The organism is Streptomyces hyaluromycini (genome assembly GCF_002217755.1).
Classification (GTDB): domain Bacteria; phylum Actinomycetota; class Actinomycetes; order Streptomycetales; family Streptomycetaceae; genus Streptomyces; species Streptomyces hyaluromycini.
Genome location: NZ_BCFL01000027.1, coordinates 324,682 through 350,436 on the forward strand (window position 1 = coordinate 324,682; position 25,755 = coordinate 350,436).

The 25,755-nt window shown below is 71.7% G+C and carries 20 protein-coding genes and 1 tRNA gene; 14 read left to right on the forward strand and 7 right to left on the reverse strand.

The features are described 5' to 3' along the window. The first annotated feature begins 4 nt into the window (after positions 1 to 4). Positions 5 to 4,156 carry a TIGR02680 family protein gene (locus tag SSP29_RS37265; protein WP_089105325.1) on the forward strand — a complete coding sequence of 1,384 codons (4,152 nt, stop codon included), beginning with the start codon at positions 5 to 7 and terminating at the stop codon, positions 4,154 to 4,156. Positions 4,157 to 4,184: 28 nt separating this feature from the next. Next, complete coding sequence (locus tag SSP29_RS37270) at positions 4,185 to 5,453, forward strand: TIGR02679 family protein (RefSeq protein ID WP_089105326.1); 1,269 nt, start codon at positions 4,185 to 4,187, stop codon at positions 5,451 to 5,453. 262 nt (positions 5,454 to 5,715) lie between these two features. Here the strand turns inward: SSP29_RS37270 and SSP29_RS37275 are convergent. Next, a tRNA-Arg gene (locus tag SSP29_RS37275) sits at positions 5,716 to 5,788 on the reverse strand. 321 nt (positions 5,789 to 6,109) lie between these two features. Between SSP29_RS37275 and SSP29_RS37280 the strand changes: the two genes are divergently transcribed. From SSP29_RS37280 to SSP29_RS37300, 5 genes are all read left to right on the forward strand, one after another. Further along, on the forward strand, positions 6,110 to 7,717 hold the full coding sequence (locus SSP29_RS37280) for a dynamin family protein (RefSeq protein WP_089105327.1): 1,608 nt from the start codon (positions 6,110 to 6,112) through the stop codon (positions 7,715 to 7,717). A 3-nt stretch (positions 7,718 to 7,720) separates the two neighbouring features. Continuing rightward, on the forward strand, positions 7,721 to 9,832 hold the full coding sequence (locus SSP29_RS37285; RefSeq protein ID WP_089105328.1) for a YfjP family GTPase: 2,112 nt from the start codon (positions 7,721 to 7,723) through the stop codon (positions 9,830 to 9,832). Between the two features lie 351 nt (positions 9,833 to 10,183). Then, positions 10,184 to 10,660 (forward strand): single-stranded DNA-binding protein, encoded by a 477-nt coding sequence (locus SSP29_RS37290; RefSeq protein WP_089105329.1) that lies wholly within the window; start codon positions 10,184 to 10,186, stop codon positions 10,658 to 10,660. A gap of 436 nt (positions 10,661 to 11,096) precedes the next feature. After that, positions 11,097 to 12,464 carry a Cys-Gln thioester bond-forming surface protein gene (locus SSP29_RS37295; RefSeq protein WP_089105330.1) on the forward strand — a complete coding sequence of 456 codons (1,368 nt, stop codon included), beginning with the start codon at positions 11,097 to 11,099 and terminating at the stop codon, positions 12,462 to 12,464. Between the two features lie 40 nt (positions 12,465 to 12,504). Then, entirely contained in the window at positions 12,505 to 12,846 is a 342-nt protein-coding gene (locus SSP29_RS37300) for a hypothetical protein (RefSeq protein WP_089105331.1), read from the forward strand. On the opposite strand, the gene SSP29_RS37305 is transcribed toward SSP29_RS37300, so the two are convergent. From SSP29_RS37305 to SSP29_RS37315, 3 genes are all read right to left on the reverse strand, one after another. After that, a complete protein-coding gene (locus SSP29_RS37305) occupies positions 12,843 to 13,871 on the reverse strand; it encodes a zinc-dependent alcohol dehydrogenase family protein (protein ID WP_245883447.1) in 1,029 nt (342 codons plus the stop codon). The two genes, SSP29_RS37300 and SSP29_RS37305, sit on opposite strands and share 4 nt — an antisense overlap. Positions 13,872 to 14,058: 187 nt before the next feature. Then, positions 14,059 to 14,817 (reverse strand): DUF2182 domain-containing protein, encoded by a 759-nt coding sequence (locus SSP29_RS37310; RefSeq protein ID WP_089105375.1) that lies wholly within the window; start codon positions 14,815 to 14,817, stop codon positions 14,059 to 14,061. After that, positions 14,814 to 15,428 (reverse strand): DUF1326 domain-containing protein, encoded by a 615-nt coding sequence (locus SSP29_RS37315; protein ID WP_089105333.1) that lies wholly within the window; start codon positions 15,426 to 15,428, stop codon positions 14,814 to 14,816. Before SSP29_RS37315 ends, SSP29_RS37310 begins: the two co-directional genes overlap by 4 nt. Positions 15,429 to 15,811: 383 nt before the next feature. Here SSP29_RS37315 and SSP29_RS37320 point away from each other — a divergent pair, with 383 nt between their 5' ends. The 6 genes from SSP29_RS37320 (at position 15,812) to SSP29_RS37350 (ending at position 21,154) form a co-directional block, all read left to right on the forward strand. Continuing rightward, positions 15,812 to 16,033: a hypothetical protein gene (locus tag SSP29_RS37320; RefSeq protein WP_089105334.1), complete on the forward strand. Its 222-nt coding sequence runs from the start codon at positions 15,812 to 15,814 to the stop codon at positions 16,031 to 16,033. Positions 16,034 to 16,805: 772 nt separating this feature from the next. Next, a complete protein-coding gene (locus tag SSP29_RS37330; RefSeq protein ID WP_089105335.1) occupies positions 16,806 to 17,042 on the forward strand; it encodes a hypothetical protein in 237 nt (78 codons plus the stop codon). 487 nt (positions 17,043 to 17,529) lie between these two features. Then, a complete protein-coding gene (ettA, locus tag SSP29_RS37335) occupies positions 17,530 to 19,194 on the forward strand; it encodes an energy-dependent translational throttle protein EttA (RefSeq protein WP_089105336.1) in 1,665 nt (554 codons plus the stop codon). 6 nt (positions 19,195 to 19,200) lie between these two features. Further along, a complete protein-coding gene (locus tag SSP29_RS37340; RefSeq protein WP_089105337.1) occupies positions 19,201 to 19,614 on the forward strand; it encodes an acyl-CoA thioesterase in 414 nt (137 codons plus the stop codon). After that, positions 19,611 to 20,279 carry a DUF8010 domain-containing protein gene (locus SSP29_RS37345; protein WP_089105338.1) on the forward strand — a complete coding sequence of 223 codons (669 nt, stop codon included), beginning with the start codon at positions 19,611 to 19,613 and terminating at the stop codon, positions 20,277 to 20,279. Before SSP29_RS37340 ends, SSP29_RS37345 begins: the two co-directional genes overlap by 4 nt. Positions 20,280 to 20,623: 344 nt before the next feature. Then, on the forward strand, positions 20,624 to 21,154 hold the full coding sequence (locus SSP29_RS37350; protein WP_150135644.1) for a hypothetical protein: 531 nt from the start codon (positions 20,624 to 20,626) through the stop codon (positions 21,152 to 21,154). A 28-nt stretch (positions 21,155 to 21,182) separates the two neighbouring features. Here the strand turns inward: SSP29_RS37350 and SSP29_RS37355 are convergent, their stop codons facing one another. Next, complete coding sequence (locus SSP29_RS37355; RefSeq protein ID WP_089105339.1) at positions 21,183 to 21,587, reverse strand: globin; 405 nt, start codon at positions 21,585 to 21,587, stop codon at positions 21,183 to 21,185. Positions 21,588 to 21,666: 79 nt separating this feature from the next. On the opposite strand from SSP29_RS37355, the gene SSP29_RS37360 reads away from it, so the two are divergent. Continuing rightward, complete coding sequence (locus tag SSP29_RS37360; RefSeq protein WP_089105340.1) at positions 21,667 to 22,638, forward strand: methyltransferase domain-containing protein; 972 nt, start codon at positions 21,667 to 21,669, stop codon at positions 22,636 to 22,638. 103 nt (positions 22,639 to 22,741) lie between these two features. On the opposite strand, the gene SSP29_RS37365 is transcribed toward SSP29_RS37360, so the two are convergent. Together SSP29_RS37365 and SSP29_RS37370 are read right to left on the reverse strand one after the other, a co-directional pair. After that, positions 22,742 to 24,325: an FHA domain-containing protein gene (locus tag SSP29_RS37365; protein ID WP_089105341.1), complete on the reverse strand. Its 1,584-nt coding sequence runs from the start codon at positions 24,323 to 24,325 to the stop codon at positions 22,742 to 22,744. Positions 24,326 to 24,393: 68 nt separating this feature from the next. Further along, positions 24,394 to 25,734 carry a vWA domain-containing protein gene (locus tag SSP29_RS37370; RefSeq protein WP_089105342.1) on the reverse strand — a complete coding sequence of 447 codons (1,341 nt, stop codon included), beginning with the start codon at positions 25,732 to 25,734 and terminating at the stop codon, positions 24,394 to 24,396. Positions 25,735 to 25,755 lie beyond the last annotated feature (21 nt).

Consider the following 25,755-nt stretch of genomic DNA (forward strand, 5'->3'; position numbering starts at 1 on the left):
GCCGGTGACCGCACTGCCCACCCCCGCCCCCGGCCGGTGGCGCCCCCTGCGCATCGGACTCGTCGACCTCTTCCACTACGACGTCGAGGAGTTCTGGTTCCACGACGGCAGACTCCTGCTGCGCGGCAACAACGGCACCGGCAAGTCGAAGGTGCTGGCCCTGACCCTCCCCTTCCTCCTCGACGGCGACCTCTCGGCCCGCCGGGTGGAACCCGACGGCGATCCAGGCAAACGCATGGAGTGGAACCTACTGCTCGGCGGGGAACACCCGCACCCCGAGCGGCTCGGTTACACCTGGATCGAGTTCGGCCGCCGGGACGAGACGACCGGAGAGGAACACTTCTGCACCCTGCTGTGCGGAATGAAGGCGGTGAGCGGGCGGGGCATCGCCCGGCACTGGTTTGCCGTCACCGACCAGCGCGTGGGCCCCGGGCTCGGCCTCCTGGACGCCACGGGAACCGCGCTGTCCCGGGACCGGCTCGCCGAGGCCATCGGCGCGCACGGGATGGTCTACGACACGGCCAAGGCGTACCGCAGGGCCGTCGACGAGACCCTCTTCGGCCTGGGCGAGCGGCGTTACGGCGCACTGGTGGACCTGCTGATCCAGCTGCGTCAGCCGCAGCTGTCCAAGCGGCCCAACGAGGCGGCGCTCTCCCGCGCGCTCACGGAGGCGCTCCCGCCCATGGACCATGCGGTGATCGCCGACGTGGCCGAGGCGTTCCGGTCCCTGGACGAGGAGAAGGAGGAGCTGCGGGCGGCGAGTGAGGCGGAGCGGGCGGCCACCGCCTTCCTCGACCACTACCGGCGTTACGCGCGCGTCGCCGCCCGCCGACGGGCCCGGCTGCCCCGCAGCGAGCACGCCCGGTACGAGCAACTGCAGCGCGACCTTACGCACGCGCACGCCGACCATGAACGTGCCGTAGCGGACCGGGCGGCGGCCGAGGAGAGGTCCGGGACACTGGAGGAGCGCATCGCCCGCCTTGCCGCGCAGGAAGCGGCACTGCGCGCCGGACCGGAGATGCGTGACGCGCGGGCACTGGAACAGGCGGCGGCCGACGCCTCTCGTACCGCCGCCGAGCGAGTCCGGGCCGACGAGGACCTCGGGCAGGCCGAGGCCACGCATCGTCGTGCCGCGGCCAGGCTGGCCGCCGCAGGGAATCGGCAGGCCGCCGCCGAGCGGGCGCTGACCGGCCTGCGGGACCTGATCGAGGAGACCGCCCAGGCCGCCCGCATCGCCGGCCCGCTCGTGCCGGAGGGTGCCACCGAGGCCGAACTGCGCCGCACGACCGGGGAATCGACCGACCGCCGGCGCCGCACGGTCGAACACCTGGAGCAGCTCACGGACCGTGTGGGCCGGGCGGAGGCCGAGCGCCGGGCGGCGTCGCGCCGGGCCGACGAGGCGCAGGAGGAGGTCGTGCACAGTGGCTTCCGGCAGGCAGAGGCCGAGGAGAACGCCGTCAACCAGGGACAGTCACTGATCGACCGTGTCCGCGCCCACCTCGCCGGTTGCCGGGAACTGCCGGTCCCTGATCTCTTCGGACTGCTCGACGGCCTCCAGGACTGGGTGGTCACCCTGGACGGGCCCAACCCCGCCCGTGCCACCGCGGCCGGAGCGCACCGGGCCCGTGCCGGGGAACTGGCCGACCACAGCGCCGAACTGAGCCGCCAACGTGCCGAACTGGCAGACCAGCAGGCACTGTTGGAGCGCGAGCTGGCCTCCCTTGAGCAGGGCGGACAGCCTGTTCCCGAACCGCCTCACACCCGCACACCCGGTGTGCGGGACCGGCTGGACGGAGCGCCGCTGTGGCGGCTCGTCGAGTTCCACCACACCGTCGAAGACCGCGAACGAGCGGGTTTGGAAGCCGCGTTGGAGGCGTCCGGCCTGCTCGACGCCTGGGTCCGGCCGGACGGTACGGCGGTGGCGGTGGACGGCCACGACGTTCTCCTGCAGCCGAACGCGGCCGTCTTCGGACCGAGTCTCGCGGATGCGCTGCGTCCGGCGGTGGACCACGGCGAGGGGCCGACGGCCACCGTCGGCGAGCCGGTGGTGGGACGCCTGCTCGCCGCGATCGGCCTTGTGCCGAGCGGTGGCGAACCACCCGAAGCCCGCGTCGCGGGAACCTGGGTGTCCGGCGACGGCCGCTTCCGGTCCGGCGCGCTGACCGGAAGCTGGACCAAGCCCGCCGCCGAGTACGTGGGCGAGGGTGCGCGAGAAGCGGCCCGACGGTCACGCATCGAGGAACTGCACGCGGAACTGACTGCTCTGGGCGAGCGGACGGAGGCGGTGCAGGACGCACTGCGGGCGATGGACCTGCTCCGCCACACCCTGGACGACGAACTGGCGTCCTTCCCCGACGACGACGCCCTGCGCACCGCCCACGCGCTCGTCGCGGCGGCCGTGGATGCCACGCACCGGGCACGCGCGCGGCACGAGGAACGGACCCGGGACTTGGCTGAGGCGATCCGCGGCGCCGACGCGGCGACGGCGGAACTGACCGCCACCGCCGCCGAAGTCGGGCTCCCCGCCGACCGGGAGGCCCTGGCCGCCGTACGACGATCCCTCACCGAACTCGCCACGCTGTTGGCCACGTTCTGGCCCGCGCTGCGGGAGCGTGCTGAAGTCGAGGGGGCCGTCGCCGCCGAGCGAGTGGAGAGCGATCGGGCCGCGGAACGGACCGCCGAACTCGCGGCGCGCGCCGGTGAGGCCGCCCGCGCCGCGAACACGGCCGACGAACGCCATACGACCCTGCTCTCCACCGTGGGCGCGGCGGTCGCCGAACTCCAGCGACGTCTCGCCGAGACCGCCGCGGAGACGCGGACCTGCGCGGACGGCCTGAAGGCCGCCCGGCAGGACTGGACCGATGCCGACCGGCTCGCCAGTCACGCCGAGGGCCGCACCGAACAACTCGGCAAGGACCTGACCGAGGCGATCGCGGCCCGGGAACGGGCCATCGCCGCCCTGCGTCGTTTCGCCGCGACCGGACTGTTGGACGTGGCCCTGCCGGGTACCGAAGTCCCCGAGACGGACAACGAGGCCGGGGTCTGGGCGGCCACACCCGCGATCGCCCTGGCCCGAGCCGTCGAGGCGGAACTCTCCGGCGTCGACGACTCGGACGGTGCCTGGGAGCGTGTACAGAAGCGGCTGAGCGAGGAGTTCGCCAGGCTTCAGGACGCGCTGTCCCGCAACGGGCACAGCGCCTCCGCGTATCCGAGCGAGGACGGGATGCGCGTCGACATCGTCTACCAGGGACGACGGCGAGCCGTTCCCGAGATCACCGAGGCGCTCGCAGCGGAGGTCGAGGAGCTGACCCGGATCCTGTCCGCGCATGAGCGCGAGGTCCTCGAAACCCACCTGATCACCGAGGTCGCCGGCACCCTCCAGGAGCTGATCGGCGCCGCCGAACGGCAGGTGCGGGCCATGAACTCGGAGCTGGAGGAGCGGCCCACCTCGACCGGGATGAGACTGCGGCTGGTCTGGCGGGGCTCCCGCAAGGCGCCTCAGGGGCTCGCACAGGCCCGTGAGCGGCTGCGGCAGTCCGCGGACGCCTGGTCTCCCGAAGACCGGGCGGCGGTCGGTGAGTTCCTCCAGGCCCAGATCGCTCGCCAGCAGGCCCACGACAGTTCCGGCAGCTGGCTGGAGGACCTGACCGCCGCGCTCGACTACCGTGCCTGGCACGAGTTCGGCATCGAGCGGCAGCAGCACGGCAAGTGGGTCTCCGCCACCGGACCGGCCTCGGGTGGGGAACGTGTACTCGCCGTGTCCGTACCCCTGTTCGCGGCGGCGTCCTCGCACTACGCGAGCGCGCGGGCACCGTATGCTCCCAGGCTGGTCACGCTCGACGAGGCGTTCGCCGGAGTGGACGACGACTCCCGCGCCAAGTGCCTCGGCCTGCTCCACGCCTTCGACCTCGACGTCGTCATGACCAGCGAACGCGAGTGGGCCTGCTATCCGCAGGTTCCGGGCATCGCCATCGCCCAGCTCTCGCGAGTCGACGGGATCGAGGCGGTCCTGGTCACCCGCTGGGAGTGGGACGGGACCGAGCGTACGCGTGGGACGGAGCCGGACAGTGCCGGATCAGAGGCGATGGCGGCGGTGGACGACGGCCAGCGGTGGGCGGCTGTCGGCGGGCAGACTCAGGAATCGCTGTGGACATGACTGAAGCCGTGGGCATGAAGCGGTGGCCATGACAGAAGACGCCGAGCGGCTACCGGCAGGTGTCGACGAGGAGCGTCTGCGGCGCCTCTTGGGCAGTCCGGAGCTGTCCTGGCTCGTCCAGCGTGTTCGACACCGTATGGCCCGCGAGAAGCCGCTCACTGGCGCGGCCACGCTCACCGCTCCTACAGATGCCCAACGGCGCGCGGCCGAACGCCTGCTGGGACGCGGTCCACGCGAGGGTGGGTCACTCACGGTACGGCTGGAGGACGTGGACGCGGTGTTGCGGCGTTCCGGGGTGAGCCCGGACGGTCTCGCCGCCGCCATCGTCACCCTGACCGGCCCGGTGGATCCGATCGGCGAACAGAGAGCCAGGGAGGCCTGGGCATGGGAGCAGGCATACGCTCCGCTCCGGCTTCTCAGATCTGACCTTGCCGAATGGGCGGCCAGGGTGACCGGCAACGGTCAGGTACGACGGCTCGCCCGTACTCCGCAATCCGCGCGTGTCCTTTTGGAGAACGCCGTCAAGGCGCTTGACGCTCTGCCTGCCGACCCCGCCGTGTCCGTCACGGCTTTCGCGGCACAGATCCTCGGAGACGCCCATGCTCTGGACGACGGAAGGCCGTTGACGACCGTTGTCCGGTCCGCAGTTCACGCGTGGACCGGGCTTGAGGAGGAGAAGGGGACTCGTCGGCAGAGAGAGGTCTGGGCCGCGGTGGGGCTCCTGAAGGACGACGTGTCGTCGACTGTTCTCACCCTCAACCTTCGTGGAACACCGGCTCTGGACTGGATGGCGGACATGGGGGAACCCGTGGTCCTGACCCTGCGCCAATTGGTTCGTCAGCCGATGGCACCGACAGCTGCCGGAGAGTGGACCGGCCCACAGCTGATTCGCGTCTGTGAGAACCCGGCCGTCCTCGCGGCAGCGGCGGAAGCGTATGGGCCGGAATGCCCGCCCTTGGTCTGCGTCCAGGGTCAACCGTCCGCCGCGGCGCTCACCCTGCTGCGCCGGATGCACGACCAGGGAACAGCCTTCCTGTACCACGGAGACTTCGACTGGGGCGGCCTGCGTATCGCCTCGACACTGCTGCGGAGCGTTCCGTGGTCTCCCTGGCGTTTCACGACCGCCCACTACCGTGCTGCGGTCGCTTCAGGTCTCAGTTCGCTGGACCTGACTGGAATACCGACCGACGCGCCCTGGGACCCGTCTCTCGCGCAGTCGCTTGCCGAACTAGGCGTCCGCATCGAAGAGGAGACTGTCCTTGACGACCTCTTGGGTGATCTCAAGCCAGTTCGCTGAGATGGGGAGAACAGGGCGGGTGCCACTTTGTCGCCTGCTCTGTGTTTTCCCAATGGGCCGCCAGGATGGCTCTGACCAGGCATTACTCGCCCGCAGGTGGCGACTGGCCGTGGAGCGACTCCCGAATCGGGGGACGTATGTGGGACGGGGAGCCTGAGTCAGGGGTGTGAATCGGGGCAAAGCTGCCTCTCGGGCACCGAAAAAACCCTCCACGACTGATCTTGTGAAGGGCTGGAAAGCGGCTCTGACCTGCAAAAATGCGCGCCCCCGGCAGGACTCGAACCTGCGGCCAAGCGCTTAGAAGGCGCCTGCTCTATCCACTGAGCTACGGGGGCCGGCTGTGCTGGCCTCGTACGTACTGCCCTGGTGGGGGCGGGTCCGTGACGCTGCCGGGGACAAGGATAGAACTCCCCGATCCTTCTCCCTGCTGCTTCGCCTCCGTGGCTCGATGTGGAGGTTCAGTGAAGCGGTCCTGATAATCGCAGGCAGGTACGAATCGTGCATCGCTTTTGGCGCCTGGCGCACCGGGTGTTGTGCACTCGTTATGCCTGGACTGTGCCTCCGTCCCAGTCGCCCCTTCCGCCCGTTGTGTCCTGTCGGCGCGCAGACATGTCTATATGCTTCATAATTCCCCTAAAATTGGGCATTCTTCGCATGTGGTGACCTTGGACGTACGGCCCCAGCTGCTCGACACACTCTCCGCCCTGCGCGACCGTGTCGCTGCCGCACGCTTTCCGCTGCCCCTGGCGGGGGCTCCACGCGCGCGTGCCAACCGCGACGAACTGCTCGCACAGCTCGACGACTACCTGGTGCCCCGCCTCAGAGAGCCCGAAGCGCCACTTCTGGCCGTCGTGGGCGGATCGACGGGCGCCGGCAAGTCGACCCTCGTCAACTCACTCGTGGGCCGCCGGGTCAGTGAGGCGGGCGTGCTGCGGCCGACCACCCGCACGCCGGTCCTGGTCTGCCATCCGCAGGACCATCACTGGTTCAGCGGCATGCGCGTGCTGCCCGACCTCACCCGTGAGTGGGTACCGCACCAGGAACCCCGCGACGCCCCCTTCCTCCCCGACGAGAACCGCGCGCGCGTGCTGCGCGTCGAGACCGCCGACAGCATCCCGCGCGGCCTCGCCCTGCTCGACGCCCCCGACATCGACTCCCTGGTCGTCGACAACCGCGTCCTCGCCGCAGAGCTCATCTGTGCCGCCGACGTCTGGGTGATGGTGACCACCGCCGCCCGCTACGCCGACGCCGTCCCCTGGCACCTGCTGCGCGCCGCCAAGGAGTACGGCGCCACCCTGGTGACCGTCCTCGACCGGGTCCCGCACACGGTCGTCTCCGAGGTCTCCCGGCAGTACGGCGCCCTCCTCACCAAGGCCGGACTCGGCGACGTACCCCGGTTCACGGTGCCCGAACTGCCCGAGTCGGCCTGGGGCGGCGGCCTGCTCCCGGCCACCGCGGTCGCCCCGCTGCGCGCCTGGCTCCTGCACCAGGCCCAGGACCCCGGCGCCCGCACCCACACCCTGGCCCGCACTGCCCACGGCCTCCTCGACTCCCTCAAGGCCCGCATGCCCGAACTGGCCGGCGCCGCCGCCGCCCAGTACGCCGCCGCCCTGCGCCTGACCTCCGCCGTCGAGACGGCCTACGACAGCGAGCACGCGCGCGTGCGCGGACGCCTCCAGAGCGGAGCCGTCATCGCCGGCGACGCCCTCAAGCGCTGGCGCGCCTACCCCCTCGACTGCTCCCCCGGTGAACTCCTGGACGCCCTGGTGGAGAGCCTCGCCGCCCTGCTGCTGTGCTCCGTCACCGCCGCCGACGAACGCGTCGACGACGCCTGGCGCCGCGAGCCGGCCTCCGCCGCTCCCGGACTCACCGACCGGGACCCCTCCCTGGAGAGCGCCGAGCACCGCATCGGCCTCGCCGTACGGCGCTGGCGGCGCGAGCTGGAGGAGTACGCCGAGGACGAGGTGCGCGAGCTCGACCGCAGCGTCGCACCGGACCCCGAGGCCGTCGCCGCCCTGGTGGCCACCGCGCTGCTCGGCGGACGCCGCACCAAGGCGGCGGGGGAGCGGCTCGCCGAGCGCATCGGCGCCCACGGCGCGCTGCGGCTGCGCGACCGCGCGGGACGGCTGCTCACCGAGCACGTGGACCGCGTCCTGCACGCCGAACGCGAACGCCGCATCGCCCCGCTCGACGCCCTCGACGTGCACCCCGAGCCCCAGGCCGAACTCATCGCCGCCCTGTCCGTCCTGCAGAAGGAGAGGTGACCGGTGACCGCCGTCACTGACCACGACCACACGGATCACATGGAACGCATGGATCACACCAGTGACTACACCGGTGACTACACCAGCGACTTCGAAACCGGCCTGACCGCGGCGGACCCGACACCGGACGCCGCACGGCAGCCCGGACGAGAAGCCGGACGAGAAGCCGGACGAGAAGCTGTACGAGAGCCCGCGCGGGAACGTGTCCCGGACTCCGTACCGGACGCCGCCCCACGCCGGGACGCGACCGGGAAGGAGCCCGCGGGCACCGCCGGGCGTCCCGAAGCCCCGGAGGCCCCCGAGGCGGGCGAAGCCGCCCAGGGCTCCGCCGGAACCGAGAACGTGCCGCACGCGCGCGTGCGGGAGCAGCGGGAGCCGGCAGACGACGACCCGGCCGCCGAGGGCGATGCGGCCGCCGACGACGACGCCTGGGACGACGGCCTCATCGCCCGCCGCGTCACCGAGACCGCCAAGGCCGCCGTACCCGTGGAGACCCGCGGCCCGGGCGCCCCGCCCCCCGCCCCGCTCGCGTACGACGGCCCGCTGCGCTCCCGCCTCGACGCCCTGCGCGAGCTCGTCGGCCTCTCCCGCACCCGCCTCGACAGCACCGCCCTCGCCGAGGCCGGCCGGGTCCTGGACGAGGCGGCCGCCCGGCGCCGGCTCTCCGGCCAGCACACCGTCGTCGCCATCGCCGGCGCCACCGGCAGCGGCAAGTCCCAGCTGTTCAACGCGCTCGCCGGAGTCGCCATCTCGGAGACCGGCGTACGGCGCCCCACCACCGCCGCCCCCATCGCGTGCACCTGGAGCGACGGCGGCGCGGCCCTCATCGACCGGCTCGGCATCCCCGGCCGGCTGCGCCGGCGCCCTGTGCACAACCCGGAGGCGGACGCGCAGCTGCGCGGACTGATCCTCATCGACCTGCCCGACCACGACTCGGCGGCCGTCCAGCACCGCGAGCACGTCGACCGGATCCTGAAGCTGGTCGACGCCGTGATCTGGGTCGTCGACCCGGAGAAGTACGCCGACGCGGTCCTCCACGAGCGCTATCTGCGGCCCATGGCCGGCCACGCCGAGGTCATGTTCATCGTCCTCAACCAGACCGACCGGCTGCCCGGCGAGGCCACCGACCAGGTCCTGGACGATCTGCGCCGGCTGCTCGACGAGGACGGCATCGCGCTCGGCGAATACGGCGACCCGGGCGCGACCGTGCTCGCGCTGTCCGCGCTCACCGGCGACGGCATCGGAGAACTGCGCGAGGTGCTCGGCCAGTTCGTGTCCGAGCGGGGCGCGGCGGTCCGCCGTGTCGCCGCCGACGTGGACGCCGCCGCGGCCCGGCTGCGGCCCGTCTACGCCACCGGGCGGCGTGCCGGGCTCAGCGAGGAGGCGCGCGACGATTTCGCCGCGCGGCTCGCGGACGCGGTCGGCGCCACCGCCGCCGGCGAGGCCGCCGAACGGGCCTGGCGGCGCAATGCCAACCGGGCCTGCGGCACGCCCTGGCTGCGGCTGTGGCGCTGGCGCCAGAAGCGCGGCGAGCTGCCCACCGGGCGCCTGCAGCAGGCCCAGCCGGAGGTGGAGGCCACCGCGCGGCAGCGCGTCGAGCAGGCGGTCCGTACGGTCTCCGAGCGGGCCTCGGCCGGGCTGCCCGCGCCCTGGGCGCAGGCGGTGCGCGAGGCGGCCGTACGCGGCGCGCAGGGCCTTCCGGAGGCGCTCGACGACCTGGCCGCGCGGGCCGGGCTGCCGCCGGGGCGGCCACCTCGGCCGGGCTGGTGGCCGGTGGCGGTGCTCGCCCAGGCCGCCATGACGCTCCTTCAGGTGGTCGGCGGGCTGTGGCTGGTGGGGCAGATCGCCGGGGTGATGGCGCCCAACCTGGGCGTTCCGGTGCTGCTGATGGTCGCCGGGATCGTCGGCGGACCGCTGGTCGAGTGGGGCTGCCGGATGGCGGCCCGCGGACCGGCCCGCCGCTACGGCCTGGAGGCGGAACGCCGGCTGCGGGAGGCGGCGGCCGGCTGCGGCCGGGCCCGGGTGCTGGACCCGGTGGCGGCGGAGCTGCTGCGGTACCAGGAGGTGCGGGAGCAGTACGGGAGGGTGACACAGGCGAACGCCGGAGTGGTGTGACGCGGACGGGCGCCGGAGCGGTGTGACGTGGCCGGGCCGGGGCAGGCGCCCGGTCCGGGTGGGGCTCGGTCTGGGTGAGGCTTCGTCCGGAGGACGCGGGTCACTCCTCAGGGTGGTGGAGTTTTCCACAGGCCTGCGGTGGTCCACAGCGCTCGGCGGGCCCGGGCCGACGGCGGCAGTCTGGTCCCGCGGCGATCGCGACGCACACGGACGCACACGCTCGACGAACACGAGCGTGAACGCATCCCACGCATCCCAACCATGCGGTCGCCGCGGTGGACACCGCCGTACGGGACGGACCCGTACGCGGATCCGCCCGGCCGCGGCGGCCGGGCGAGGGAGGGGTTCGTGATGAACGAGACGTTGGTCTGCGCGGTGGGCAATGTGGCGACGCAGCCGGTGTACCGGGAGCTGGCGGCGGGACCGTCGGCGCGGTTCCGGCTGGCGGTGACCTCGCGCTACTGGGACCGGGAGAAGAACACCTGGACGGACGGCCACACCAACTTCTTCACGGTGTGGGCCAACCGGCAGCTCGCCACCAACGCGGCGACCTCGCTGACGGTCGGTGACCCGGTCGTCGTGCAGGGCAGGCTGAAGGTGCGCACCGAGACCCGGGAGGGCCAGCAGTGGGCCTCCGCCGACATCGACGCGGTGGTGATCGGCCACGACCTCGCCCGCGGCACGGCGGCCTTCCGGCGCACCGGCAAGCCGGACACGGCGACACCGGCACCATCGGCACCACCACGCCCCGAGCCGAACTGGGAGACACCGCCGGAGCCGCCGGCGGAGTCCCCGGCCGCCATCGCGGAACCGGTGGCCGTGCCGTGACGTGAAGTCGGCCCGCACAGCGGCCTGTTCGCTATGGACCACCCGAGCCGCCTCCAACTGGCGACCCGCCGGCGACCCGTGACGGCGCATCGGCTCATCGGTGAATCGGCGCACCGGCGACTGTGTTCGGTGTGCTCGGAAGTACCCGCCAGGACGATCGGGTGGATTTGTCGACAAGCCCTGCTCGCAGGTGCCCCCGCGATAACGATTACGGATCGGATCGCTCATCCGACCATCTCATCGGGAAAGGCCGGTCCGGCTGATCCATAGGATGCCGGGCGTGGCCTCTGGGGTCGCTGATTCTGCTGGTGGGACCACCCCCCCCGCGTCCAACGGGTCCTGCTCGAAGGGGAATTCTGTGCTCGCTGCGTTCTCTGGTTCCTCGGCGCCCCGTGCGTCCGCCAGGCACTACGGCCCGGCCGCGGCCGCGAGAGGCATGGCCCGCCTCGCCGCCGCGGCACTGGTGTCCGGGCTGGTGGCCGCCGCCGCGCTGACCGGCGCCGGCCGGGCCGCCGCCGACGACGGGACCGCCGCGAGCCAGAGCGGGGCGACCGCGACCATGAGCGGCCTGAAGACCTACGGCGAGGCCGTGGTGCACGGCGACAGCGGCGACGAGCAGGTGGCCGCGGGCCTGTTCGAGATGTCCGTGGACGGCGGCGGCACCCTCCAGACGTACTGCGTCGACCTCCACAACCCCACCCAGCGGGACGCCAAGTACCACGAGACGGCGTGGAGCGGCACCTCGCTCGGCGCCAACAAGAACGCCGGCAACATCCGCTGGATCCTGCAGAACTCCTACCCACAGGTCAACGACCTTGCCGCGCTGGCCCGCAAGGCAGGCGTCGGCAACCTCACCGAGCAGGACGCGGCGGCCGGCACGCAGGTGGCGATCTGGCGTTTCTCGGACGGCGCGGACGTCGACGCCGTCGACCCGCAGGCCGAGAAGCTCGCCGACTACCTGGAGAAGAACGCCCGCGGCCAGAACGAGCCGCAGGCCTCGCTGACCCTCTCCCCGCCGGCCGTCTCCGGCCGCCCGGGCGGCCTGCTCGGCCCGGTGACGGTCCACACCAACGCGGGCACGGTCACCGTGGTCCCGCCGTCCGACGCGGCGCTCAGCGGCGTACGGATCACCGACAAGACCGGCAAGCCGGTCACCGCCGCGCAGGACGGCAGCGAGCTGTACTTCAAGGTTCCCGACGACGCCGCGGACAGCTCCGCCGAGTTGGCCGTCCAGGCGTCGACGACGGTCCCCGTCGGCCGGGCCTTCGCCTCCGAGAGCCGCAGCCAGACGCAGATCCTGGCGGGCTCCAGCGAGTCGACGGTCACCGCGACCGCGAACGCGACCTGGGCGGGCCAGGGCGCGATACCGGCGCTGTCGGCCGAGAAGAACTGCGCCCGCGGCGGCGTGGACATCACCGCGGCCAACACCGGGGACAAGCCGTTCACCTTCGAGCTGGTGAGCACCGAGTACAGCATCCCCGCCCGCACCTCCCGGACGGTGACCGTCCCGCTCCAGGAGGACCAGTCCTACGACTTCACGATCACCGGGCCGAACGGCCTCGAACGCCGGTTCACCGGTGTCCTCGACTGCAAGACCCAGGGCACCGACGCCGGCCTCACCACCCAGACCCTCAGCGAGCCCAGCCCCGCCTCGGTCGGCGGCACCGCGGCCGACGTCAACCTCGCGGCGACCGGCGGTGACTCCGCGACCGGCGTGATCACGGGCGTGGCCATCGGCCTGGTGGTGATCGGCGGCGCGGTCCTGGTGATCCTGCGCCAGCGGGAGAACCAGCAGACCGACTGAGTCCGGGACGCGCGGGCGACCCGCCGGGCACTATGGCGTCATGACCAAGTCACCCGGCGCGTCGTCGCCCCCGGACTCCGTCCTGTCCCTGTGGTCGCACGACTCGGTGCTGTCGATCGGCTCGGTGGGCTCCGTGCTCTCCATCGGGTCGGTCGGCTCGGCCCTCTCCGTCGGCTCGATCGGCAGCGCCCTCTCGGTGGGCTCGATCGGCTCGGCGCTGTCCTTCGTCTCGGCCGGCTCCTGGCTGAGCACGGGCTCCGTCCTCTCGGCCAACTCCCGCTGGTCGGCTCTCTCCTGGCACTCCGACCGCACCTTCCGCACCGCCGGCGCGGTGGCGGCGGTGGCGGCGACCGCCCTCCTCCTGCACAGAGCCCGGCGCTAGACAGACCCTTCTTCGTCCCGGTCCCGGCCGTCGTCGAAGACGAAGAGCGGTTTGGCGCCATGGGCGGGTGCTTCGGCGAACGAGACGGCCTCGGCGAAGTCTTCGAGCGGGAACGGCCGGCCCTGGGGGATGCTCAGCACTCCGTCAGTGACGAGGGTGCGCACCTCGCACAGCGCGTCCAGCACATCCGCGGGCGAGGCAGCGCCGAACCAGCGGTTCAGCCAGAAGCCGCGGACCACTTTGGTCTCGTAGATGAGCGAGCGCGCCGACAGCGGGATCGTCAGCGCCGCCGGGTCGGTCTGCCGATGGGTGGAGAGCGCGCCGTAGACCACGGCCTCTCCTCCCGGAGCCAGCGCCTGGGACACCTGGGCACCCAGATGCCCCGCGACACAGTCGACGGCCTTGCGTACGCCGGCCGGTCCCGCGATCTCGGTCACACGCTGCAGCAGGTCCTCGTCCTCGGTGCAGATGACCTCGTCGCCGCCGAGCGCCTTGATCTCCGCAACGGCATCGCGCCGCCGCACCACATTGATCGTGCGAATACCCAGATGCCCGGCCAGCTGGACGACGAGCCGGCCGACGGTGGAACCCGCCGCCGTCTGCAACAGCCATTCGCCCGGCTGTACATCGAGTTCGCGATTCACCAGGAGCAGCGCGGTCAACGGGTTGACGGCGAGTTGACAGGCGCTGGAATCACTCAGACGGCCGGGAACCGGCAGCAGCCTGTGCGTGTCGGCAACGAGGTATTCCTGCCAGGTACCGGCCACCCGCGGCCCGGGTACGGCCGGGACGGCAGCGACCACCACACGCTCGCCGATCCTCAGTCGTCCCCCGGTCTGCGGCCCCAGGGCCTCGATACGACCCACGCATTCCATGTACCCCCCGACAGCGGGAAACCCGGGGGAGAAACCGTAGCGACCACGCACCACGTGCAGGTCACTGGCGTGAACCGGAGTCGCCTGCACACGGATCAACGCCTGGCCGGCACCTGCCGTGGGAACAGGCCGGGACTCCAGCCGCAGCACCTCGTCCGGCTCGCCGACCTCGACGGCTACGAGTGCGCGCATGGATCGCGGCATGAGCGGCCTTCCGTCTCCCGGCACCCGACGGACTCCCGGATGTTCCGGGCACTCCCTTCAGCCTGCGCCCCTCCCCGAGCGCTGTCACGTCGAAAGGAACCGAGCCGGACACCACCCTCCGGCTGCCGCGTCCTCACATCCCGGCCATGCCGCCACCGGTGAGGCCCGGCGCCAGTGCCGGGACCCAGAAGACGGCGCCGGCCAGGGCGATCGAGGCGATTCCCACAGCACGGGCCACCAGCCGGCCGGCCGGCGCCAGCTTCTCGGCGGTGATCACGGCGGTCAGGACCACCATGGCCCAGAGGTTCATCACACCGAACGCCGCCAGCAGGACCATCAGCGACCAGCAGCAGCCCAGACAGAAGGCCCCGTGGTGGGCTCCGGCACGCAGATCGCGCGAGGGCCCCGGGTACGAGGCGTAGCGCAGCATCAGCCCGATCGGTGAGCGGCACCTCGCCAGGCAGCGGTCCTTGAGCGGCGTGAGCTGGTAGACGCCGTTGGCCGCGAACACGGCCGCGGCCACCGCGGTCCCCGCCAGGGCCGGGAGGCCCGCCGCCCGGCCCAGGCCGGCGGCCAGCCCGTACGCGGGCAGCCCGGCCGCGGCCCAGACCAGCAGGTAGGCGACCGCGAAGACGACCATGCGAGGTGCCCGGTGCACGGTGATGGTGCGTGCGTACAGCGCGCCTACGGGCGCCGTGGCGGGCAGCATCATCGCGGCCGTCATCAGCGTCCACACGGCCAGGAACGAGGGCAGGCCGAGGCCCATGGTGCCCGGCATCGCCTGCATGCCGCCCCAGCGTGTCACCACCCAGACCCAGGCGGCGGCCGCCGCGGCCAGCAGCAGTCCCGCCGGACCCGCCCTGCGGCGGACGGCGACCGGCCGACCGGTCACGCGGACCACGTGAAGGGCGCCGAGTGTCCGTTGCCGCCGGAGAAGTCCCAGGACCGGCCGTACACGCCGTCGCCCGTCGCCCGGGTGGACCGGGCAATGGTCAGCGTGCTGTTCACCGGGTGGAAGATGCCGGTCAGGCCCATGACCGGACCGTCCGCACCGAACTGCGGGGCGACCTGGTCCTCGATCTCGATGTCGATGGCGTCGCCCACCCGTGCGCTGTGGCGGCGGCCGTCGTCGCGGTAGTCGATGGGAACGCGCGCCACGCCGAGCACCTCGCCGATGAGCGGAGTGAGCGCCGCCATCGGCCCGCCGGCCTGACCGGAGAAGACCTTGCCCAGCGCCTCCGCCTGGCCGTCGTCGGCCGAGGCGTCCACGTACATCGCCACCTGCCAGCCGCCTTCGGCCATCACTTGGGGCGCGTCGATGAAGACGGCGACGCTGCGGTCGGAGACGTCCACGCCGTCCACGTTCCCGCTGTCCACGTGGAACGCGAAGGTCACCCGGCAGCGCTCGTGGTCGGCCGGTGCGGTGAGGCCCGAGGTGGTGCAGGGGCACACCACGTCGCAGTTGCAGCTCTCCAGATAGGTGCCGTTCAGATTCCAGGGCACGGCTTTCCGCCTCCCTCTTCCACGTCCCCCTCGGCTGAGGGAATGCATCGGGAGGCTCCGTTCCGTCCCGGTGCCACTCCTCTCCAGGCTATTCCCGACGACCCTCGTCGCGCAGATGGCACGCACCGAAGCGTTCCGCGGACAGCCGCCGGCGCAGCGTCGCCGGCGACATCGACGGTGGACAACCTCAAACGTATGTGCGCATCATCGATCGGCACACTCGTGGCGGACTGCCGTCAGCCGGGGTCCGTGCCACAGCCGCGCCGGATGTCGCGGCCGCACCGGTCTCGAAACGCCAGGTCAGTGACATGATGAGGTTGTTTCCGTCGGGATCTGTGCCGACGGCCACAGCGAGCAGGACACACGAAGGCGCATACTGACCCATGACAAAGCCTGCGGCACCGAAGCGTCACCTGCCTACCAGCCCCTTCAAGGCCCCGGTCACCCGGGCTCCCGAGCAGTTCGCCATAGGCGACCAGGTCACACATGACGTGCACGGCCTCGGCCGGGTAGTCGGCATCGAGGACGGAATCGCGGCGCTCGTAGATTTCGGCTCGGCACAAATGCGGATCCTGAGCCCGTACACCAAGATGACCAAGCTGTAGGACCCCCTGTGCCCGGTCACGGCACGCCAGGCCCCATCAGGGGCCTGTAACGAAAGGCAGACCTCCCATCGACTCGACGTCGCTGTTCTCCGCCCTGGAAGGGCAACCCCGCAGTTCCACCGCAGTATCACCGCCTCCGACGACAAAGCCCTTCCAGGCCCCGGACTTCGGAGAAGACGAGAGCTCCTGGTCCGAGGACGCACAGGAGCCCGCCTCGGACCCGCGAGTGGCGCGGTCCCAGGCCGCCTAGCGGTGGTTTCCACGGCTGCCCGCGGGCTGTCCGAGGTGCTGCGGTGAGGAGTACGGGCCGTCCCGGTCACGGCTGAACTCCCCACCGCCACAGTTGGAAGGCGCGCATCTGGCAGCGAGACCGCATACGCCACGCACCACGGCGTCGAGCGCGGCTCGCTGCCAGATCCGCGCTGTACGGTCCGGCCCAAGGCCGGGCGACCGACGACGAGTTGGCGCGAAGGCCCACCCCAGGAAGCCGAGGAACTCACAGCCGGCCCCCTGGAACGCCTCACCGCCCGTGCCCGCCGGTCAGTGCGTCACTGACCATTGGCCCTGGTTCTCAAGGAGCATGAGGGACAGCCACCCCCTTGGCCGCGCTCTCTCCCTGCCGAGACAGGGAGAGCGGCTCAGCCCAACGAGGTGACGCACAAAGGGTTCGGCCATGTCGGCGCACCAACTGCTGCCAAAATGCCTCAGCTTCCCGAGCCGAGGGCACATCGTCGGCCTTGACCTCCTCGCTTCGCCCTGATCGGCTGGTCCCATGGCCACGGACCCCAGCGACTACGACGAGGCGATCCCGATCGTGGCGGCCCACTTGGCGAAGATCGAGCGGGCAGTCGGCCGGACCCGGTCCTCTCACGCCGGACGGGCGTACGCGGTGGTCCGGCCGGCCCTCCGACAGGCGCTGGAGGACGAAGACGCCCCGCGAGTCGTACCCCAGGTCATCGACGAGTTCGCCAGGCGCATCTCCGAGGACCCGGACAACCTCCCGTTCTGACATCCATGTCTGACATCCACGTCTGACATCAACAACGGCGGATGGCAACGGCCACGAACGGCCGACGCCAAGGTCCCCGTACCCGCCGGCATCGCCGCGCGGCTGGGCAGCCCCCTCAGGCCATTCCTCAAGCCCAGGGCAGCGCCCACGCCGGCGGTCCCCGACTTCCCCGCATCCACGACACCGTGCCCGATGTCCGCCTCCGTGGGGAGGCGCCAGCCGGAGGCGCAGGGCATCCTCGCCGGGGACCGCCGCGGTCCCGACGATACCGAGCAGGCCCAGTCACCTGATATCACGGGTCGGCCGGCTCCTGGGCCGCCCGAGGGCACTCGACAGCGACCGGCAGTGACGGACGGGTCACCGTGACCGCCGGCGAAACGCCAGGTCACAGCCCCCGGACCAAACGGGTTAACACCCGAGGCTGGACGTCAGGCAAGATGGGGTGTATCTGCCCACTGCCAGATTTCAAGCTGCCGGACGGTTTCTCTTGGCTGAGTACATCTACACCATGCGCAAGACGCGTAAGGCAATCGGCGACAAGGTGATCCTTGACGACGTTTCGCTGAACTTCCTGCCCGGCGCGAAGATCGGTGTGGTCGGCCCGAACGGAGCCGGTAAGTCGACCATTCTGAAGATCATGGCGGGGCTTGACCAGCCGTCCAACGGCGATGCCTTCCTCTCGCCGGGATACACCGTCGGCATCCTGCTCCAGGAGCCGCCGCTCAACGAGGACAAGACCGTCCTGGAGAACGTCCAGGAGGGTGTCGCCGAGGTCAAGGGCAAGCTCGACCGGTTCAACGAGATCGCCGAGCTGATGGCCACGGACTACTCCGACGCCCTGCTCGACGAGATGGGCAAGCTCCAGGAAGAGCTCGACCACGCCAACGCGTGGGACCTCGACGCCCAGCTGGAGCAGGCCATGGACGCCCTCGGGTGCCCGCCCGGCGACTGGCCCGTCACCACTCTCTCCGGTGGTGAGAAGCGCCGGGTCGCGCTCTGCAAGCTGCTGCTCGAAGCCCCCGACCTGCTGCTTCTCGACGAGCCCACCAACCACCTCGACGCCGAGTCGGTGAACTGGCTGGAGCAGCACCTCGCCAAGTACGACGGCACCATCGTCGCCGTCACCCACGACCGGTACTTCCTGGACAACGTGGCCGGCTGGATCTGCGAGGTCGACCGCGGCCGCCTCCACGGCTACGAGGGCAACTACTCCAAGTACCTGGAGACCAAGACGACCCGTCTCAAGGTCGAGGGGCAGAAGGACGCCAAGCGGCAGAAGCGGCTCAAGGAAGAGCTGGAGTGGGTGCGGTCCAACGCCAAGGGGCGTCAGGCCAAGTCCAAGGCGCGTCTCGCCCGCTACGAGGAGATGGCCGCCGAGGCCGACAAGATGCGGAAGCTGGACTTCGAGGAGATCCAGATCCCGCCGGGCCCGCGGCTCGGCAGCATCGTCGTCGAGGTCACCAACCTCACCAAGGGCTTCGGCGACAAGGTCCTCATCGACGATCTGAGCTTCACGCTGCCCCGTAACGGCATCGTCGGCGTCATCGGTCCGAACGGCGCAGGCAAGACCACCCTCTTCAAGATGATCCAGGGCCTCGAGACCCCGGACTCCGGCGACATCAAGGTCGGCGAGACCGTCAAGATCTCGTACGTCGACCAGAGCCGAGCCAACATCGACCCCAAGAAGACCCTGTGGGCGGTCGTCTCCGACGAGCTCGACTACATCAACGTCGGACAGGTCGAGATGCCGTCCCGGGCCTACGTCTCCGCCTTCGGCTTCAAGGGGCCCGACCAGCAGAAGCCCGCCGGCGTCCTCTCCGGCGGTGAGCGCAACCGGCTGAACCTCGCCCTCACCCTCAAGCAGGGCGGCAACCTGCTGCTCCTCGACGAGCCGACCAACGACCTCGACGTCGAGACCCTCAGCAGCCTCGAGAACGCGCTCCTGGAGTTCCCCGGCGCGGCCGTGGTCGTCTCCCACGACCGCTGGTTCCTCGACCGGGTCGCCACCCACATCCTCGCCTACGAGGGCGAGTCCAAGTGGTTCTGGTTCGAGGGCAACTTCGAGTCGTACGAGAAGAACAAGATCGAGCGGCTCGGCGCGGACGCCGCGCGTCCGCACCGTGCCACCTACAAGAAGCTGACCCGGGGCTGATCGAACTTGCGTCATCTCTACCGCTGCCCCCTGCGCTGGTCCGACATGGACGCGTACGGCCATGTCAACAACGCGGTCTTCATCCGCTATCTGGAGGAGGCCCGGATCGACTTCCTTTTCCGCCCGGACAAGGAGTTCAAGCAGGGATCGGTGGTGGCGCGCCACGAGATCGACTACAAGCGGCAGCTCGTCCACCGGCACCACCCGGTCGACATCGAGCTGTGGATCACCGAGATCAGGGCCGCGTCCTTCACCATCACCTACGAGGTGAAGGACGACGACCTGCTCTACGTACGGGCCTCGACGGTCGTCGTGCCGTTCGACTTCGACGCCGGACGGCCGCGCCGGATCACCGCCGAGGAGCGGGACTTCCTGGAGGAGTACCGCGACGACGACAAGGAGGAGGCCGTCGCCGCATGACGGTGCTCCACCTCGCTGACGACGGGGAGGCGGCGGACCTCGCGGCCTTCCTCTCCCGGCTGCTGCGCTACGACCGCTCGGCCGCGGTGCGGTTGCAGGCGGCCGGCACCGCGCTCGCCGTCTTCGGGCGGCCGCCGTCCTTCGAGGTGCTGGCGATCCGCGCGGTGCGGCTCGCCAAGCCGTACGAGGACGGCCTGGACGTCACCCTCGACGTGACCGTGTCGGCGGGGGAACTGCTGGAGTCGGTCGACGAACAGGCCGCCACGGCCGCCGTGCCGGGGGCGGTGACCGGGCCGCCGTGGGCCGGGGTGCTGCCGCCGCGGGGCGGCTGGCGGGCCGAGCCGGGGCTGCCCGCGCCGCAGGCGCTGCGGGCCACGGTCGCCGCCGCGGTCGGTGAATTCCGGTCCCGCACCGAGGAACTGGCCCCGGACGGTCGTACCCGGGCCGCACTCGACCGGATCGGGCGGGACATCTGGTCCCGGACGGTCGGCGGCACTCTGCTGCCGGTCCGGGCCGTGCACGCGGCGCAGTCACTGGGCTTCCTGCGGCCGGACGACGAGGCCGTGCTGCTCTCGGCGGGCGCGTGGCTGCGGCTGCGGACGCCGTTCGGGTCGATCGCCGTACGGCGGGCGGGACTCGGGGCACTGGACGTCAGCGTCCGCTGAGAGCCGCCGGGAGCCTTCGGCGGAGCTGTTCCATCATGGGGATTGATCGGTACATATAACTGGTGCGTCGTGGCGGTGCCGTTACGTAGAGTATCTACCGTGGCGTGTTCCGACCACGCGAGGTGTCAGTGTGAGAACCCGCTTCGGAACGAAACGGAGATCGGCGCTCGGGGTCACGGTCACGGCGCTGGTCGCGATCGTCGCAGCCTCGGCCGTACCGGGAGCGGCCTCCGCCGTCCCGGACGGAGGAAGCCACGGACGATCGGCCCACTGGGGCGTCATCACCCGCAACACGATCGGCTCTCCCGTCGCCGCCCTGCGGCCACGGCAGCCTCGGCATCGAGGTGGCGGACCACTCCACCTCCCTCAGCCCGCCCAGTGAGGCCGTCCACTTCGGCAACGAGGTCGACTTCTACGGCGACCCGGTCCTGCAACTGCATCAGGTCGGCTTCCACGTCTTCCAGACCGGTGAGAACGTCGGCTACGGCGGCGCCAACGTGAACATGCCGAACATCAGGTTCGAGATCAATCCGAACCTCGGCAACTCGCCCGCCATCTACTCCTCGATGGTGTGGAATCCGCCCGCCTCGCCGGTGACGAACCGGTGGAGCGGCTACCTGGACGCCACCACGACCGGCACGTGGTGGCTCACGGGCAGCGCCGGGCCCGCGATCCACTGCGCGCTGGCCGACAACTGCGACTTCCAGACCCTGATGTCGAGGCTCGACGACGGCGGTGCGGCGCCCGTCATCTACACCGCGGGGGTGAGCAAGGGCCGCGACTTCATGTGGATCGGGGCCGTCGACGGCCTGCGGATCAACCGGACCGTCTTCGACTTCGAGGCCAACGGAGTCAGAGCGTTCAGCGTCCGCTGAACAGCCGCCCGCCGAGGCCGGGCGGCGGTCAGTCGGGTGTGTTGACCATCGAGGCGGCCGCGTAGGCGAGGTAGTTCCAGAGCTGTTCGCGGTGCTCCTCGGAGAGACCGAGCTCGTCCACGGCCACCCGCATGTGCTGCAGCCAGGCGTCGTGCGCCGCCCGGTCCACGGTGAACGGCGCGTGCCGCATCCGCAGCCGCGGGTGGCCGCGGTTGTCGCTGTACGTCGTGGGTCCGCCCCAGTACTGCATGAGGAACAGGACGAGCCGCTCCTCGGCCGGTCCCAGGTCCTCCTCCGGGTACATCGGCCGCAGGATCGGGTCCCCGGCGACGCCCTCGTAGAAACGGTGGACCAGTCGGCGGAAGGTCTCCTCCCCGCCGACCTGCTCGTAGAAGGTCTTCTCCTGAAGCGTGCCGCGCCGAATCTCTCTCACCCGTACATGGTCTCAGACAGGGTGACCCAGGACTCAAGGCTTAGGACCCGGGGCAGGGGCACGCGCCTAGGGTGGAGACATGGGCGCCTACGACAGCGGGACCGAGGGGCTCGCCGCCACGGCCCGGGCCGCGCTGGTGCGGGAGATCGAGGCCGAGGGGGTCTGGGCGGCGGAGCCGGTGTGGCGGGAGGCGTTCGCGGTGGTGCCCCGGCATCTGTTCGTGCCCTACTACTACGTCGCCGGGGCGCACGGCTATGAGCGCCGGTGGGGCGAGAGCCCGGATCCGGCGGCCCGGGAACGGTGGGTGCGCGGCGCCTACGAGGACGTACCGCTGGCCACCCGGCTGCGCGACGGCGAGCTGCTCTCCTCCAGCAGCCAGCCCTCGCTGATGGCGCGGATGCTGGTCGCCCTGCGGGTGGCCGACGGTGACCGGGTGCTGGAGATCGGTGCCGGCACCGGGTACAACGCGGCACTGCTGGCGCATCGGCTGGGCGACGACGACCTGGTCACCACCGTCGACGTGGAGCCGGAGATCAGCGAGTCCGCGCGGCGGCACCTGGCCGCGGCGGGGTACCGGCCGGCCGTGGTCACGGGGGACGGGGCGCGGGGGCTGCCGGAACGGGCGCCGTACGACCGGATCATTGCGACGTGTGCGCTGCCGAGCGTGCCGCGCGCGTGGGTGGCGCAGTGCGGGGAGGGGGCGCGGATTCTCACGCCGGTGGCCACGGGGTTGCTGGCCCTGACCGTGCGGGGCGGGTGCGCCGAGGGGAGGTTCCTGCCGTCGGGGGCGTTCTTCGTGCCGTTGCGGGGCGTGGCGAGGGCGCGGGCGGGAGACATGGGTGAGGTGCCGCCACGGGCTCGGGAGGACGAGCTGTTCCAGTTCCTGGCGGAGCTGACCCAGGGGGTGCTCAGTCCGCGGGAGGCCTACGAGGTGTGGGTGCGGGAGGGGAGGCCGGGGCGGGAGCGGTTCGGGGTGAGCGTCGGGAAAGACGGGGAGTGGGTGTGGCTGGACGACCGGGAGGGGCCGTTTGTCTGGCCGCTCCCGGTCTGAGCACGGTTCTTCGGCTGCGGGCCGGTGGAGGCTGGCCGCGCCCACGCGGCGGCAGCCGCAAATTCAACACAGCCCCGCGCCCCTAAAAGGGGCGCGCTGCAGCTCAGCCCCGCCTGACAGTGATCGTCGTCCAGGCCCCGACGTGCACCCGGTCCCCGTCCTGCAGCGGTACCGGGACGAAGGGCTGGATCGGCTCCTCGCCGCCGTTGACCGTGGTCCCGTTCGTCGAGTTCTGGTCGACGACCGCCCAGCTGCCGTCGGGCTGCTGGACCAGGACCGCGTGCTGGTGCGAGACGCCCGGGTCCTCCGGCGGCACCGACAGGTCGATGTCGGGGGTGTCGCCGGTGGAGTGCCGGCGGCGGCCGATGGTGACCTGGTTGCCGGTGAGCGTGCGCTGCTGCTCCGGGGAGTACGCGGGCAGGTTGAGGCCGGCCGCCTCGGGGCCCGAGCGCTGCATCATCGCCATGAAGTACTCGCGGTCCGGGCCGATCGTCGCCATCCAGGTCGCCGGGCCCTGCGGGGCCTGCGGGAAGGCGGGGCCGGGCGGGGCCTGGGTGGCGCCGGGCTGCGGGTAGCCGTAGCCGCCCGGACGGGCGGGCGCGCCGGGGCCCGCGGCCGGTCCCGGCGGGGAGATCACCCAGTCGTCGTCACCGCCGCCGAAGGACGGGCCGCCGGCCGGCGGCCTGGTCTCCTGCGGGAAGCCGGGCGGCGCGGGCGGGGCCGACTGCTGGAACGCTCCGGGAGCGCCACCGGGGCCGCCGGGCGGCGGCGGAACCGGCGGCCGGGACGGGTCCGCGCCACCGAAGGGCCCGGCGGGGCCGCCGGAGGGGTCGCGGGTGAAGGGGCCGGAGGCCTGGCCGGGGCCGGGAGGGGCACCGAACGCAGACGGACCGCCGGCGTTCTGGCCCGGGGCGCCGCCGTAGGGCGGGGGCGGCGCCGAGGGGCCGCGCTCGCCGCCGAAGGGCGGGGGACCGGACTGGCCCCGGTCGCCGCCGCCGAAGGCGGGCGGACCCGACTGACCGCGATCGCCGCCGAAGGCCGGAGGACCGGACTGGCCCCGGTCGCCGCCGCCGAAGGCCGGAGGGCCGGACTGGCCGCGGTCGGCGCCGAACCCCTGCTGACCAGGCGGGCCCGACGGGCCGGGCGGCTGGCCGCGGTCGCCGCCGAACGCCGACGGGCCGCCGCCGCGCTCGCCCGCGAACGGCGTCGGGCCCGAGGGCTCGCTGCCGAAGGACGGGATCGGCTCGGCCGGACGGTTCATCTGCGAGGGGCGCGAGCCCTGGTACTCGTACGAGTCGCCGCCGCCGAACGTCGGCGGGGCCGGCGGCCGGAAGGTGGGCGCGGCCGGACCGGGACCGCCCGCCGGCGGGCGCGGGGCGGCCGGGGTGTACGAGGTGGCCGTGTTGGTCAGGAAGTTCCAGCGGCACTCCTCGCAGAACGGCGCACCGCCCTCACGGGGCGTACGGCACTGCGGGCAGAGCTCCGGCTCGTGTGCGTTCGGCACCGCGGACAGATGGCGGCCGCCGCCCATCGGGCCACCGGCCGGGGCGCCGGGCGCGGGCGGCGGGAAGCCGTAGCCGCCGGCGGTCGGCGGGGGCGGCGGAGGTACGGCACCGGCCATGCGGTGACCGCACACCTCGCACCAGTCGTCGGAACCCGACTGGTGTCCGTTCGGGCAGGTCGGCATGGCGGGCTTCCCTCTCTGTCAGGATCGTCCTGAGCCTGTCTGGGTGGTCCTGCGTGTGGACTGTCAGGTCACTTCTTTACACGAACAGTCTTTGTGGACCTTGTCTCGAGAGTCATCTCGTCGGCCTCCTCGACCTTCGCCTTCAGTCGCACAGTACCTGTCGTGGCGTCGACCACGTCCACCACCTTCGCAAGCAGTTTCGCAGTATCCGCGTTCCCGGAAGCGCTTGCCAACTGAACGGCCCGACCCAGTTTGGCCGTTGCCCCGTCCATATCGCCTGCTTTGCGAAGATCGAGACCCTGCTGGATGGCTTGTGCCAGTTCGGCCTGGCCGGTGTAGTGGGCGACTTGGGGGTTGATGGAGGTCGAGGCGACCATGTCGTCCGTCCACACCGCCCTGATCAGGCCCTGCGCGCCCAGGTTCTGGATGCTGCCGTCGGGCTGCGGGACGACCAACGACACCCGTGCGGCGAGCATTTCCCGGCCGAGCCCGGCCGTGGGGACCTCCACGCACACGTGGTAGTCACGCGACTCGTCGCCCCAGGAACCGGTCGGGTAGTCCCCGGCGCGCGGCCCCGCCTCGGTGCGCCGGTCGGTCAACGCCTCGACCGTGGGTGCCACTTGCTTGACGAACTTGATGGTCGTGCCGACCGGGGTCCACAGCCGCAGCGCGACGTCCGCGACCTCCTTGCCCATCGCCGTCTCCATCATCTGCGTGAAGTCGGCGGCCAGGCCCGTGGGGTCGGCGACTATGTCGGCGGTGCCGAGCAGCGCGGAGGCGATGCCTGTGACTTCTTTCACTTCCCAGTCGGTGCCGACACCGCGCGCGTCACAGGTGAACCGTCCGGCGCAGGAGTCCAGGGCGGCCCTGAGGTCCTCCGGCGCCTCGTGCTCGTTGCGGCCGTCGGTGAGCAGGATGCCGTGCCGGATGGTGATGTCCGCGGAGGAGAGGAGACGGTCGGCGAGCCGGAGCCAGGTTCCGATCGCCGTACCGCCGCCCGCGCTCAGCCTGCGCAGCGCCTGCTTGGCCTGCTCGCGCGAGGTGCGGTCGGCCACCGCGAGCCGGCCGCCGCCCGGGTAGACCTCCTTGGCGACGTGCGTGCCGCCGATCACCGCGAAGTGGGTGCCGTCGCGCAGGGTGTCGATCGCGGCCGCGGTGGCGTCCCTGGCGTTGCGCATCTTGGTGGGCGGGTAGTCCATCGAACCCGAGCAGTCGACCATGATCGCCACCCCGGCGGAGGGCCCCTGCCCGGGTGCGTACGAGGCCCCGACCGCGGTCCCGACGGTGCCGCCGCCGGTCGCCGTCACCGTGACGATCGCGTTGACCTCGCGGCCGCCCTCCGGCAGGTACTCGTTCTGGTACACGTCCACCGAGAACTGCGGCACGTTCGACTTCGAGAAATTGGCCATGACTGCTCTGGTCCCCCTCCA